Source organism: Leptotrichia sp. oral taxon 879 str. F0557 (assembly GCF_000469385.1).
GTDB lineage: Bacteria > Fusobacteriota > Fusobacteriia > Fusobacteriales > Leptotrichiaceae > Leptotrichia > Leptotrichia mesophila.
The window spans coordinates 1-14,239 of the sequence record NZ_KI271328.1; the positions used below are offsets into that span (position 1 = coordinate 1).

The window sequence follows — 14,239 nt, forward strand, 5'->3', positions numbered from 1 at the left end:
GGCAAGCACTCTAACCAACTGAGCTACACCTCCATAATGGTGGTCACAATTGGGATCGAACCAATGACCCCCTGCTTGTAAGGCAGGTGCTCTCCCAGCTGAGCTATGCGACCATAAATATTCACCATTTAATATTTTAATTATTTAATTTTATATTTGGTACGGCCTAGGGGGATCGAACCCCTGTTACCGGGATGAAAACCCGAGGTCCTAACCACTAGACGAAGGCCGCACATCCATTCCCTTATTTGTTATTACTACTAACAGACAAGAAATATAATATCATATTTGATTTTATTTGTCAACAACTTTTTCAAAAAAAATTATTTTCTTTCAAAATTAGCTATTTTTTACACTTTTATTACAATGATTTTCTGTAAGCTATTTAATTCCTTTTCAATTTCATCATTTGCTGATATTTTCATTGTTACCCTATTTGAATAATTTTTTTCCAATATTTCTATTCCGAAATTTTGACTATTTCCATTTAAAAATGCCTCCATTTCTGAAGTATATTCATAGTCATAATCCAAAATGAAAATGGATTTTTCCACATATTCTGTAATTTCTGCCTCAGTGACAGCTAATTTCGCAGTTTTTGCATAATTTCTTATAAGTCCACCTGCCCCCAGCTTTATTCCTCCAAAATATCTTGTTGCAACTATTGCCACATTATACACGTCTAAAATGTTAAGTATTTCCGCCATTGGTTTTCCCGCTGTATTGCTTGGTTCTCCATCATCATTATACTTAAAATATTCCTGTCCATTTTCCATTACTCTGTAAAGTGGCACATTGTGAGTTGCATTTGGATGCATTTTTTTTATTGAATCAATAAACTTTTCAGCTTCAGCTACTGTCGAAACTGGCTTAATGTAGCCAATAAATTTTGATTTTTTTTCTTCAAATTCAATTATTGTTTCTTTTTTTACTGTTTTCAAGCTTCTCCTCCTTTCGTTCTATAAATTTAAAGATATTATTATGTTATCATAAAAATAAAACTCAGACAACCTATTTTTGCAATTAAGTTCATCTGAGTTTCTATAATTTCTTATTGAGTTACTGGCTGTATCTGCACATATCCTTCCAACTGCTTAAATTTATTTGTACTTGCGAATTTCTTTTGTATTCTCTTATAATCGGCATCTGTCAGATTTTTAGCTTCTACTCCATCAGAATACATACTTTTCATAAATATTGCCACTTCAACCATGCCAAATACTTCCATATCAGCTTTTTTATTATCTTCCAATGCTTTTTCGGAAACTTTTGCATTTTCAATATCATTTACATAATCATCAACAAGGCTTATTTTGTCTCCCGTTTTCAAATATCTTTCAGCCTTTTTCCGAAAATTACTCAAAACTTGTGCATATTCCTGACTGTTTAATTCTTTTGTATTATTTTTTACAGCAGCCGTTTTTTTAACATTTTGATTTTTCCCAGCTCCATTCATTGTCCTTGCATTTCCAATATAGCTCATACTCATCAAAAGTAATGCTATTCCAATTAATTTTTTACTTTTTTTCATTTTTACCAATTCTCCTTTTTATTTTAACATTTTACTATTTTATAATAATTCCGAATTCTAAATTACACTATTGAATATCCTTTTATTTCGCTTAATATTTTAGTTTTAATTCTAACTCTTATACAGCAGTAATTAGCTTTTTATATGATTTTTATTTTGAGTCTTCCCAGCCTTCTCTTTTTCCTTTTTTCTCTCATTTTCTAAAACTTCATCCAGCAGCTTAATTACTCTCGTGTTTTCAAAGTCTTTCCGATATTTTGCTATTACGTTATCATCAGCAACGGAAAGCATTTGGGCAACCGCAAGATACAATGCCAGCTCTGACTGTTCGTTAAAATAAACATCCTCATAACTCACATCTTTTGTTGAAACATTGTCAAGATAATATTTTACAGCATTTTCTATCCCATAGTTCATCATATTTTTTGCAATTTTTACTTCTGCAATTTTTAGCTTAAATCCTCTTATATAATCATCTGGAATACCAAACTCCTTCTGATTTTTTGCTATTTTAAAATAGTTAATTATACGTTGATATTTGTTAATTTCATCTTTTTGGCTCTCTAAAGTTTCTTTTCCATTATCCAAAATTTCTTTTACATTCTGAATATAAGTTCGGCTATCGTCAATTTCTTCCTCTTCAGTCTGAGAATTATCTGCATCGTCCTTATTCTGGATTATACCTTTCTTATCATCGTATGAAAATCCACCAGGCAAGTCATTTACTTCACTTGTATCCTTATCTTCCTCTCCTGTAAAAAATTCACCCAATGTATCAATAAACATTACCATATCCAAATTATTTTCCAGCATATCTATTAATTCCATTGCAACTGAACCTTTATAACGTTTCTTCAGAAGATTATAATACAATTTTGCATTTTTTTCATCGCCTTTTAACTTATAGTATGTAAATTCATTAGATAATTTATCAAACGGTTTTGAATATGGAGCAATTTTATCCATATACTCTCTCGCCTTTTTAAAATCCTTTTTTTCACCCACCATATAAGCTCCAACAAGAACTGCTCCTAATGTTTCATTTCTCTCATCTTTTTCATAAATTTCCTTCAACTTTAAAAAATTTTCATTTTCTTGTCCATCTTCATTAAAGAAGTTTTTCTCATCTCTGATGTCATACTGGAATTTTATTGTTTCATCAATAACATCCTGTCTTATTCCAATTTTTGAAAGCCTGTCCTGTATCAGTTCCGCTCTTGTATATGCTGATAATTCAGTATTAAGGGTAAAAAATAACGGCAACGATAATGATACAAATAATCTTTTCATAAATTCCTCCTATTCTTAATTTACCATTTTTGACAAAAAATCCTTGTCTTTTTCAGTTTCTTTCTGAATTTTTTTCGCAATCCACGTATCTTCTAGCTTCGCTCCATTGTTTATTTTTAACAAATCTTCCTTTATTTCTTCGTTCATTATTACAACGTTGAAATAAAGTATCACTTCGGCTCGAAGATTATAATTCCGTATTTCTTCACTAACATCATCATTTACGACATTATCCAAATATTCTGCAACAGCCTGTTTCACTTCTCCCTTATCAAAGTTGCTACGTATCTTATTCAGATAGTAAGTCAGCTTCATGAGATAATATTCCTCATCAGAAACTCCAACTTTTTTTCTTTCGTTTTCATTTTTAAGTAATTTTAGGATTTTTTCTGTCAACATCTGCTTTTCATTAAAATCTCTTGCAACAAAAATTTTTGACAACGCTATTATAACTGGATTATTATATTTTTTAGGAATTTCATCCATATATTTTTCAAAATTTGACATATCTCCCTTATCTAGAGCGTACATCATTTTTGAAAAAGTTTTTTCGTATTCATAAGGTGTATACTTTACAAATAAGTCAAGATATTTTTTATAATCTCCACTTATTTTAGATTCAAAAATAGTAATTAGAGCTTGAGCAGCTATATAGTTTCTCTCATCCTTCTGAAGAAGTTTTTCAAGTTTTGCCACTCTTTCACGAATAATTTTTTCATCATTTTCAAAATATTCTGTATCTCTAATTTCATAATCCAAAGCTATCGTTTCATCAATTAAAGCCTGCTTTATACCAAGCTTTGATAAAGTTTCTTGAATTTTTTCCTTTTGTGTAAATCCATACACCTCAAAATTTATTGCAAAAAATATTCCTAAAATCAAAAATAATTTTTTCATCTTTACCACATCCTTAAATTTTGATAAAAACATTTTTTCTAATATTTAAACTCATCTCCTAAATTACATTACTATATTATATCCTATATTTTTGATTTTTAAAATATTTTTTTGAATTTTCTTATAATTTTTCAAAAAATTAAACTAATATCTATTCCTACAAGTTTCAAAAAAAAATCCACAATCACTAAGAAACCTTGTGTTAAACGAGATCCACTCAAATAAACAATTACAAATATGATCAAAATTCCATATCTTTCAATTTTATTATAAAACTCTCTAATTTTATTTCCCGAAAAAGAATAAACTATTCTACCCCCATCAAGCGGAGTTATTGGTATTAAGTTGAACAGTCCAAGCAAAAGGTTTATTACATAAACATAAATCATGACTGTCATAAAAATATTATCCATATCCAGGTATTTACTACCTAGTTTTAAAAATACAAGTGAAATTCCTGCAAGAATAAAGTTTACTACTATTCCAGCAACTGCAACACAGAATAATCCTAGCCGATGCGGTCTTAAATTATAAAAATTAACTGGAACAGGCTTTGCCCATCCTACCAAAAATTTGAATCCGCTCAAAAGTATAAGAACTGGTAGAATTATTCCTGTCAAATCAATATGTTTAAGAGGATTTAGGGTAATTCTTCCTTCTCTTTTGGCAGTATCATCACCAAATTTATATGCCACATATCCGTGCGCCACTTCGTGAAGAGTCATTGATATTACAAATACCAAAAGTGAAATTATCATATCCCTTGAAATTTCTACCACAAAAAAAATCCTTGCAATAAAATAAATAATAATAGCAGCAATAATCCCCAGTTTTATTTCTGAATATTGGGGATTTAAAACCTTAAACCTGTCATAATAATTTTTTACTATTTTCACAAAACTTCCTTTCCAAAATCGCAGGCCTTTCGTCCAATTCCTGCCACATTTCTCTTTTACTCCTCTTCAATCCCCACTTTCGCATCTTTTTTTCCAAAATGATAATTTTTAGTTTATGTATTCCAAACTTTTTCATGCTTTCTTTCACTTATATTTAAAAGCCTCTTTTATATCAACTGATAAATACTTCTTACTTTCAACTATCCTAACTTTTTTCAAATTCATAACCCAAGTTTATTTTTATTTAAGCTAATTATACCAAATTTCATAAAAAATAACAAAGAATTTTAAAAAAATAAATAAAAAATATATGGAGTACCAAAATTGATACTCCAACTAACCTTTTTTATTACATTTTTGTTTTCATTATTTTTTGAACATTCCAGTAACTTTATCTGCTAATCCCTTAGCTCCTTCTACTGTTTTGTCTACTGCTTCTTCAGCACCTTTTTTCACATCTTGTACAATTTTATTATTTGCAGCTTTTTCCGCTAAATCTTTTGCACCTTCTACAGTTTTCCCTAAAACTTCTTCTGTTCCTTTTTTAATATTTTGAGCAACTTCACTTCCTGCAAATTCTTTTGTTTTATCAGCGGCTTTATCAGCTAAGTCCTTTGCTCCATCTACTGTTTTTTTAAGAGCATCTTCTGCTCCTTTTTTCAAATCATCAAAATTCATAATTCTTTCCTCCATTTTTTTATTATTTATAATTATTAACTAATTATCCTATTCCACAGTTACTGATTTTGCCAAGTTTCTTGGTTTATCAACATCATTTCCTTTTAATTTTGATAAATAATATGCCAATAACTGATGAATTACGATTGTAGGAAATCCTGCATAGTCATCTTCTACATTTGGAATATAGAAGACTTCATCAGCCACTTCTTCTACAACTGTATTTCCTTCTTTTGCAATCGCAATAACATAAGCTCCTCTTGAGGTAACTTCTTTTATATTTGATACTGATTTTTCAAACAAGTCCGACTGTGTAACATTTACAACAACTGGCACTCCATCTGTAATTAGTGCTATAGTTCCGTGTTTTAATTCTCCAGAGGCAAAAGCTTCTGAATGAATATATGAAATTTCTTTAGATTTTAATGCACCTTCTACAGCAATTACATAGTCAAGCCCACGTCCAAGATAGAACATGCTTTCATTATCTTTAATCTTATCTGCAACATCTTTTATTTTTTCATTATATTCCAGCATTTTCTGAATGCTTTGTTCCACTTCATATAATTTCTTAATGTTCTCAGTAGCTTCATCTTTTGTAATTTTTCCAAATTTATATGCAAAGTCTATTGCCATCAAGTATAAAATAACCATCTGAGTTGTATACGCCTTTGTAGAGGCAACAGCAATTTCAGGCCCTGCCCAAGTGTAAATAACATGGTCTGCTTCCCTTGCTATCGAAGAACCAACTACATTTGTAATTGCAACAACTCTTGCTCCATGTCTTTTTGCCTCTTTCATAGCTTCAAGTGTATCTAAAGTTTCTCCAGACTGGCTTAACACAATAACTAAAGCATTATCATTAATTACAGGATTTCTATATCTAAATTCTGATGCAATGTCGACATCCACACGGATTCTTGTTTTTTTCTCAATAATATGCTTTCCAACAAGCCCAGCATGGTAAGCGGTTCCACAAGCTACAATATAAATATCATTAATTCCTTCCAAATATTCCTTTGTAAGTCCTGCATCATCAAAATTAATGTTATAATTTTCGTCAACTCTGCTGTTCAAAGTTTTTATAAGCACTTCTGGCTGTTCAAAAATTTCTTTTTCCATAAAATACTCATATCCACCTTTAGAAGCAGCTTCCAAATCCCACTCAATATGAGTTACATCTCTTTTTATCTCATTTCCGTCTACATCCATAATTTTTACAAAGTCTTTTTTTATTTCCACAATTTCATTATTTTCAATCAAGTATACATCCCTAGTATATTTCAAAATTGCAGGAATATCCGACGCAATAAAGTTTTCTCCATCTCCAAGCCCTACAATAAGCGGACTTTCCTTTCTTGCCGCAATAATTCTGTCAGGCTCGTTTACAGACATAATTCCAAGTGCATACGCACCTTTTATAACTTTTAACAATTTCTTTACTGTTTCAAGCAAGTCTCCAGTATAAAGTTCATCTAACAAGTGAGCCACAACTTCTGTATCAGTTTCTGACTTAAACTCATATCCTTTTGCAACTAAATCTTTTTTTAGTTCCAGATAATTTTCAATAATTCCGTTATGAACAACAACTAATGTTTTATCCTTGTTAAAATGAGGATGTGAATTTTCATCAGATGGCTTACCATGTGTTGCCCATCTTGTATGCCCTATCGCAACTGTCCCTAAAAGCGGATGTTTTTCTAGTTCATCAGCTAGATTTTGTAATCTTCCGACTTTTTTCACAATCTCAAATTTCTCATTTCCAGTATTAACAGCAATTCCAGCTGAATCATATCCTCTGTACTCCAACTTTTCTAACCCGTCAATAACAAATTCCTGAGCATTTTTAGCTCCAATGTAACCTACAATTCCACACATAACTTTCTCCTTCAATAATATAAAATTACTAGAAAATGCTACTATAATACCTTTGTAACTCCAATTACTCAGAATTTTTGTATATTATTAAGGTTGTAACCACCTAAAGAGCATCCGCCGATAATTCGATAACTCTTTTCCCTCGTCTCCTTTTAAAGCAATATTTTTCCTAATTAATTATCCCAAAAGGACTGGCGCTTTTCAACTTTTATTTTCTAGTTCAAATGATTATATCAAATTTTTTATATTTTTTCAATATGTGAAACTTATTTTTGATTGGGCTGTATACAGTATATTGTTTAATTTAAGTACAATAATTGAATGTATAATTATGAAGCAAGGAAAGAGCATATAAATTTTCTTATTCCCTGCTTTTTTCTTTATAAAGAAGTTAAGTAGTCAACCAATTCTTTTTCAATTTGTGCATTAAACTTTCCAATTCGGAAGTTGTATTTAATATCCTCAAAGCTTTCTGGATTTTCTTCCATTTCCTTTTTTACCACAGCTGGAAATTCATTCCAAAAAGTATTATATTTTCCATCAACATATGAAATTAGAGTAGGTATTTTAATTCTTTCATCTGTATCTGGAAAAAATTCTTTGGCAGTTTCCCTTGAACGATAGTCAATTTTTATTTTATTGTTCAAGTCACTGAATTTTTTTAAGAAAGGGATAGTTGCACGGCAGTCTGGGCAGTAAACCTGTGCTACTGCAATAATTGTAATGTCTTTGTCTATATTTTTGATAGCTTTTTCAGTTTCTTCAGATAAAGAAATTTTTTCTATAATTCTTAATTGCTTTTTATCTTCTTCTGCCTCAGTTACTTCAAATTTTAAATAATCTTCAAATGTTCCCATATTTTTCACCTCACAAATTTATTTTTATTCCTTTTAGTATTGTATCATTATTGTATGAATTTTTGCAAGTTTTTAAAATTTTAATTCAAATTTTTGGTGGAATGTGTTAAAATCAATATAGGAGGAAATTTTATTATGTATAAAGCTGTTGTAAGTGATTTAGATGGAACACTTTTAAATGAAGAGCATAAGGTTAGTTCATTTACAAAAGAAACAATTGAATTATTACTAAAAAAAGGAATAAAATTTTATATTGCAACTGGACGTGGGTACACTGGTGCAAAAGAGATAATGGATGAAATTGGCTTTAAAATACCACTAATTACATCAAATGGCGCTAGAATTATAGATGAAGATGGTTTAGAAATTTACATCAACAATATTGAGCAAAAATACGTGGATAAAATTTTTTCAATTGACTATAAATCATTTGACAAGGGAATAATTTTAAATGGATTCTCAGGCAATCATTGGTACGTAACAGAAGATGCCAGGGACTATTTTTATGCTCAAAAGCCAAATAGAAAGCAATATCCGGAGCAGATTGAATGGGAAAACTTTGAAAAACTTGCCTTTACAAAAATATTTTTTTTAGGCAAACACGAAAAACTGCTGGAAATAGAAAAGGAAGTCTGTAGGATAACAAACGGAGAAGTCAATATAGTATTTGTAAATGAAAAAAGTCTGGAAATTTTTTCCAAAGACTGTGATAAAGCTGTTGCAGCAGAATTTTTATTAAAAAGAGATGGACTGACATTACAAGAGGCTGTTTCATTTGGAGATGGATTTAATGACTATGATTTAATAACTCAAACTGGATTAGGGTTTGCAATGAAAAATTCGATTTATTTATTGCTTGAGAAATTGACAGATACAGAAGTTATCGAAAGTAATACAAATGATGGAATGGCTAAGAAAGTAAGGGAAATTTTTAATCTTTAAAAAAGTATTTTATGAATAAATAAAAGAGAGGGAAGGTAAATAATGAACAAAGTAGCATTAGTTGTAGATGATACATCTTATATTAGGGAAGATATAAAAGATATTTTAGAGGAACAAGGATACAAGGTATTTGAAGCAGGTGATGGACTGGAAGCTGTAGAAATGTATAAAAAAGTAAATCCTGCAATCGTAACAATGGATATAAACATGCCAAGAATGCATGGATTAAAAGCCACACAAGTCATCACGGATTTTGACAAGGATGCCAAAATTATGATTTGCAGCACAATGGTTATGTTCCCAAATTATATGAAAATGGGAAAAGAAGCTGGAGCAAAGGCATTTTTATCAAAGCCTTTTGATGAAGATGAATTTATGAATGAATTTTCAAAATTATTTTTATAGTTTGTTTTTTTGTCTTTATAAATTTTTAAATATAATAATTTTTTATTTATTTTAGTATTTATAGAAAATGATTTAGTAAAATAAAATATGTAAACTTAGAAAAGGAGAAAAAATCAAATGTTTAAGGCTGTTGTAACTGATTTGGACGGAACACTTTTAAATGCAGAGCATAAAGTAAGTGAATTTACTAGGGAAACAATAAAATTGATGCTAAAAAAAGGAATAAAGTTTTATATTGCTACTGGAAGAAATTATTTAGGAGCAAAGGAGGCTATGGACGAGCTTGATGTACAAGTCCCTTTGATTACTTCACATGGATCTGTTGCTTTTGATGAAAACGGAAATGAGATTTTTTCAAATAAACTAAAAAGAGAATATTTGGATAAAGTTCTGAATATTGATTATAAGTCATTTGGGAAAGATATTATTATAACTGGATATGCCGGACCAAACTGGTTTGTTACAGAAAATTTGAGGGAATATTTTTATAACAAGAAGCCTGACAGAACTAGATACCCTCAGCAGATTACTTCTGAAGAATTTAAAAAGCAAAACTTTACAAAAATCTTTTTCCTTGGAGAAGATCATGACGAATTACTGAAACTGGAAAATGAAATAAAAAGAGTAATTGGTGAGGAAAATATAAGTCTTTTATTTGCAAATGAAGGAAGTCTAGAGGTTTTTCCTGCAGATTGTAACAAAGCCAAAGCGGCAGAAGTGCTGCTGGAAAGAGATGGATTGACATTGAAGGATGCTGTTTCATTTGGGGACGGACTGAATGACTATGACTTGATAACTCAAACAGGGCTTGGATTTGCAATGGAAAATTCGATTTATTTATTGCTTGAAAAATTAACAGACACAGAAATTATTGCAAGCAATGCAAATGATGGAATGGCCAAAAAAGTTCGAGAGATATTTAATTTATAAGATTGAAGAAAGAAGGAAAACTTATGTATAAAGCAGTTATTAGTGATTTGGATGGAACTTTGCTAAGCAGAGGTCATCATGTTACAAAATTTACTAAAAATGTAATAAAGGAAATAATAAAAAAAGGAATAAATTTTTATATTGCCTCAGGCAGAAGCTATGATCAGATTGGATATGTGACTGAACAGCTTGAAGTAAAGATTCCAGTTATAGCAGCAAATGGTGCAAGAATTTTTGATGCAGATGGAAATATGATATATGAAAAAGGATTGTCAAGCAAAGCAGCAAAAGCAATATTGGGACTTGATTATGAAAATATTGCCGAAGGTTCACACCTAAACATTTTTTCAGGAAATGACTGGATTATTACCAAAGGAACGGCTCAAAAAGTGTATGACAGAATTCCAAGAGATGTAAAAGTTGACTTTAAGGAAGTTCCAAAAGATGAACTAAAAAATTTGGAGATATTAAAAATATTCTACATTGGAGACCATGAACAGCTTACAAACTTGGAAAAAGCCATCTTGAAAATAACAGATGATGTAAATGTTATCTTTGTAAGTGATTACTGTATGGAAGTTATGGCAAAAGGTGCAAATAAAGGAGCAGCGGCAAAATTCCTATTAGAAAGGGAAGGCTTGGAACTAAAGGATGCAGTAGCCTTTGGTGATGGTGAAAATGACTTTGAAATGCTTACAATGGTTGGAAAAGGCTATGCAATGGGAAATTCCATCGACAGGCTAAGAAAGTTGCTACCAAAAGATTTTGAATTTGTTGGAGAAAATACGGAAGATGGAGAAGCTGTGAAATTACAGGAGCTGTTTTTGGAAAGAGCAAAAAATCTTTAATTTTACAGAAAAAAGGTTAAATTAGTATCTAAATATTAGTTGTTTGATAAAAAATTTCTAAACAAATTTTGAAGTAATCGTTATTATAATAAATAGTAGCGATTATTTTTTTATTATTTTAGCACAACCAAAACGATATTTCCTATTGATTGTGCCATTAGTGTTTTTCTAATTTTTAGTAGAAATCGCATCTACATCATATTGTTTTTCTAGCTTAATTTGAGAATTATTCTTCAAGTCATAATAAGCTGCAACACCTATCATAGCCGCATTATCAGTGCAATATTCTATTTTTGGAAAATGAACTTCTACTTGATTCCCTTCATTAGTTTGAATATTTTTAAATTCCGAAAATTTTTCACGAAGCCTTCTATTTGCTGAAACACCACCTGCGACAAGAATCGTTTTCACATCTTTTTCCTTTACAGCCATCAATATTTTATCATATAAGACATTTACAATAATTTCCTGAAGAGATTTTGCAATATCTTCTTTTGAAATAGCGTTACCCTTCATCTTTTGGTTATTTACATAATTAGTTATAAAAGTCTTTATTCCACTAAAACTGAAGTTGTAGCCGTCAACTTTTGGTTTTTTTATTTTTAAAATATCTTCTCCATTTACTGATAGTCTATCAATATGTGGCCCTCCTGGATATTCTAATCCCAATATTCTTGCAATTTTATCATAAGTTTCTCCAACGGCATCGTCCAATGTTTCACCAAGTAAATCAGTAATTATTTTTCCATTTTCTTCGTAAATATAATACAAGTTTGTATGTCCGCCTGATACAACTAGTGATATTGCAGGTAATTTTACATCGTTATCAATAAAACTTGAGAAAATATGTCCATTAATGTGATTTACTGGAAGTAGCGGAATATTATTGGCATAACTCAAGGATTTTGCGAACATCAAACCTACAAGCAGGGAACCGATAAGTCCAGGAGTATTTGTTACAGCAATGTAATCAATATCGCTTAATTGACAATTTGCTTTTTCCAGAGCTTCAGTAAATACTGGTAAAATATTCTCAATGTGATGCCGTGAGGCAATTTCAGGAACTACTCCGCCAAATTCCTTATGAATATCAATCTGAGTGGAAATAATATTGCTTAAAATCTTTTTTCCATCTTCTACAACTGCAACGGAAGTTTCATCACAGGATGTTTCAAATGCAATTATTTTCATAGTTTTTCTCTCTTTCTTCTTTTTGTTTTTCATTTTTTTCTTCAATTTTTGATCATCATATTCCTTTATAATTTTTTCAAATACAGTTTCTACCGAAATACCAGTCATGCAATCCGCATATTTCTTAGGAAATTTATCATCTCCGTAAAGCGAGTGTGGTGGACAGTTTGGGTTATTTAGCAAAAATGTATTTTTTTCAAAGGAAAATAATTTTGGGTCAGTCGGCCCAAAAAATACAAAAGTTTTGGCTTTTACAGCTCTTGCTATATGAAAAGGGCCTGAATCGTTTACAATTGCTGCTTTGGCATATTTTAGTAATATTCCGCTTTCTTTAAAAGAGATTTTTCCACACAAATCAATCACTCGTCCATCTCCATCAGCTTTTACAACATTCGCATCTTCTTTTCCACCAATCACAAAAATTCTCAACTTTTCATTATTTTTTACAAATTTACTTTCATTTTGAAGAATTTTTTTTGCCAGTTCATCATAATAAGGCCACTTTTTCGTAAATTTAGAAGCTCCTGGAGCCAACACAAAATAACTTCCATTTTTCAAATCATATTTTTGTATAAATTCTTCTTCCATTTTTTTATCAATATAAAATTCCAAATTATCCCCAAGACCATTTTTTATATTTTTATCAGAAAAACTTATTCCCAGTTTTTTCAATGGCGTAAAATAACTCTCAACAATTGTACAATCTGCATTATATGTAATAAGTTTCGCTTTTACAAGTATAGTTTTCCACCATTTTCTTTTTTTATATCGGCAATACTGATTATTCTTATTTTCAAGACTTTTTCCAATAATTCTGGAAAGAAATTTAGAATGTAAATCAATAACATAGTCATAATTCTCTATTTTCAGCTTATTTATAATATCTTTTATATAATTTCTATCCTTGCTTTTCCTTTTATCAAAAATCATCAAATTTCTAATTTTGGGATTCAATGAAATTGCCTCAGAAAAAGTATTATAAACTATAAAATCTATCACAGCCTCTGGATATTTCTCTTTAATTGCCCTTATCACTGGAGTTGTAAGAACCACATCTCCAAATGAACTAAATCTTATTATTAATATTTTCATATTTTTCCTTTTCTAAATAAGTATATTATTTCACTCATTTCATTTAGTAAAAACAAATAAAAAATTTGAGTAAAATACTCTTATATTTTAAGTTTAATTTCGTTTTATTCATATTTTATAATTTAAACCTATTATTAGTCAAGCATTTTTCAACATATTTTTATGTTAAATCAATTAATTTTAATTTTTGAACAATACAGTCGATAACATCGCAAATTTAAGTTTCAAAATGATATAATTATGAAAAAAAATACAGTCAATAAATTAACTGTATTTCAAAAATTTTTAAACTAATTTATCAAAAGTCTGAATAATTGGAGCACTTTCACACATTTCTACTAATAATGGTACAATTCTAGTAAAATGTCCGCTTGCATTATGCTGTTCAATAGCTTTATTAGATTCCCATTCCTCAACAAATACCAAATGATTTTCTTTTTCTGTATTTTGTTGTAGACGGTAAGAAATACATCCTTTTTCCTTACGGCTTTCTTTTATAAGTTCATTACAAAGACTTATAAAATTAGATAATTTATCATTTTTCACTTTAAAACTTGCTAATATATGAATCATAAATTAATCTCCTTTCCAGGTATATTTTATAAAAAAAAATACCTACATCAATTGTAAGCATAATATAATTAATATAATGGTGCCTAGAAGAAGATTCGAACTTCCGACCCTACGGGTATGAACCGTATGCTCTAGCCAACTGAGCTATCTAGGCATTTGGTGGCGGGAGCTGGATTTGAACCAACGACCTTCGGGTTATGAGCCCGACGAGCTACCATGCTGCTCTATCCC

The 14,239-nt window shown here is 30.1% G+C and carries 14 protein-coding genes, 3 tRNA genes and 1 pseudogene; 4 read left to right on the forward strand and 14 right to left on the reverse strand.

Annotated features, from left to right (window positions below):
* Positions 1-37: 37 nt before the first annotated feature.
* The 10 genes from HMPREF1552_RS05800 to HMPREF1552_RS05845 form a co-directional block, all read right to left on the reverse strand.
* A tRNA-Val gene (locus HMPREF1552_RS05800) sits at positions 38-113 on the reverse strand.
* 44 nt (positions 114-157) lie between these two features.
* Positions 158-232, reverse strand: a tRNA-Glu gene (locus HMPREF1552_RS05805).
* Between the two features lie 118 nt (positions 233-350).
* Positions 351-941 carry a YigZ family protein gene (locus HMPREF1552_RS05810; protein WP_021744186.1) on the reverse strand — a complete coding sequence of 197 codons (591 nt, stop codon included), beginning with the start codon at positions 939-941 and terminating at the stop codon, positions 351-353.
* A 110-nt stretch (positions 942-1,051) separates the two neighbouring features.
* Complete coding sequence (locus HMPREF1552_RS05815; protein WP_021744187.1) at positions 1,052-1,531, reverse strand: hypothetical protein; 480 nt, start codon at positions 1,529-1,531, stop codon at positions 1,052-1,054.
* Positions 1,532-1,663: 132 nt separating this feature from the next.
* Positions 1,664-2,821, reverse strand: a complete 1,158-nt coding sequence (locus HMPREF1552_RS05820) for a hypothetical protein (RefSeq protein ID WP_021744188.1) — start codon at positions 2,819-2,821, stop codon at positions 1,664-1,666.
* 15 nt (positions 2,822-2,836) lie between these two features.
* Positions 2,837-3,718, reverse strand: coding sequence for a hypothetical protein (locus tag HMPREF1552_RS05825; protein ID WP_039901287.1), 882 nt, complete (start codon positions 3,716-3,718; stop codon positions 2,837-2,839).
* A gap of 131 nt (positions 3,719-3,849) precedes the next feature.
* On the reverse strand, positions 3,850-4,614 hold the full coding sequence (locus HMPREF1552_RS05830; RefSeq protein ID WP_021744190.1) for a site-2 protease family protein: 765 nt from the start codon (positions 4,612-4,614) through the stop codon (positions 3,850-3,852).
* Between the two features lie 366 nt (positions 4,615-4,980).
* A complete protein-coding gene (locus HMPREF1552_RS05835) occupies positions 4,981-5,292 on the reverse strand; it encodes a hypothetical protein (RefSeq protein WP_039901281.1) in 312 nt (103 codons plus the stop codon).
* 48 nt (positions 5,293-5,340) lie between these two features.
* A complete protein-coding gene (gene glmS / locus HMPREF1552_RS05840) occupies positions 5,341-7,170 on the reverse strand; it encodes a glutamine--fructose-6-phosphate transaminase (isomerizing) (protein ID WP_021744193.1) in 1,830 nt (609 codons plus the stop codon).
* A gap of 380 nt (positions 7,171-7,550) precedes the next feature.
* Positions 7,551-8,027: a thioredoxin family protein gene (locus HMPREF1552_RS05845; protein ID WP_021744194.1), complete on the reverse strand. Its 477-nt coding sequence runs from the start codon at positions 8,025-8,027 to the stop codon at positions 7,551-7,553.
* A 135-nt stretch (positions 8,028-8,162) separates the two neighbouring features.
* Here HMPREF1552_RS05845 and HMPREF1552_RS05850 point away from each other — a divergent pair, with 135 nt between their 5' ends.
* The 4 genes from HMPREF1552_RS05850 to HMPREF1552_RS05865 all read left to right on the forward strand — a co-directional run bounded on the left by HMPREF1552_RS05850 (position 8,163) and on the right by HMPREF1552_RS05865 (position 11,152).
* Positions 8,163-8,969: a Cof-type HAD-IIB family hydrolase gene (locus HMPREF1552_RS05850; RefSeq protein WP_039901283.1), complete on the forward strand. Its 807-nt coding sequence runs from the start codon at positions 8,163-8,165 to the stop codon at positions 8,967-8,969.
* 42 nt (positions 8,970-9,011) lie between these two features.
* Positions 9,012-9,374 (forward strand): response regulator, encoded by a 363-nt coding sequence (locus HMPREF1552_RS05855; RefSeq protein WP_021744196.1) that lies wholly within the window; start codon positions 9,012-9,014, stop codon positions 9,372-9,374.
* A 117-nt stretch (positions 9,375-9,491) separates the two neighbouring features.
* A complete protein-coding gene (locus HMPREF1552_RS05860; RefSeq protein ID WP_021744197.1) occupies positions 9,492-10,304 on the forward strand; it encodes an HAD family hydrolase in 813 nt (270 codons plus the stop codon).
* Positions 10,305-10,327: 23 nt separating this feature from the next.
* Positions 10,328-11,152 (forward strand): Cof-type HAD-IIB family hydrolase, encoded by an 825-nt coding sequence (locus HMPREF1552_RS05865; protein ID WP_039901285.1) that lies wholly within the window; start codon positions 10,328-10,330, stop codon positions 11,150-11,152.
* A gap of 168 nt (positions 11,153-11,320) precedes the next feature.
* On the opposite strand, the gene tsaD is transcribed toward HMPREF1552_RS05865, so the two are convergent.
* From tsaD to HMPREF1552_RS05885, 4 genes and pseudogenes are all read right to left on the reverse strand, one after another.
* Positions 11,321-12,343: a tRNA (adenosine(37)-N6)-threonylcarbamoyltransferase complex transferase subunit TsaD gene (tsaD, locus tag HMPREF1552_RS05870; protein ID WP_039901289.1), complete on the reverse strand. Its 1,023-nt coding sequence runs from the start codon at positions 12,341-12,343 to the stop codon at positions 11,321-11,323.
* A 216-nt stretch (positions 12,344-12,559) separates the two neighbouring features.
* A pseudogene (locus HMPREF1552_RS12775) lies at positions 12,560-13,435 on the reverse strand (glycosyltransferase family 9 protein); the annotation flags it as partial.
* A gap of 285 nt (positions 13,436-13,720) precedes the next feature.
* Complete coding sequence (locus tag HMPREF1552_RS05880; protein ID WP_021744200.1) at positions 13,721-14,008, reverse strand: putative quinol monooxygenase; 288 nt, start codon at positions 14,006-14,008, stop codon at positions 13,721-13,723.
* A 77-nt stretch (positions 14,009-14,085) separates the two neighbouring features.
* Positions 14,086-14,162, reverse strand: a tRNA-Met gene (locus HMPREF1552_RS05885).
* Between the last annotated feature and the right edge of the window lie 77 nt (positions 14,163-14,239).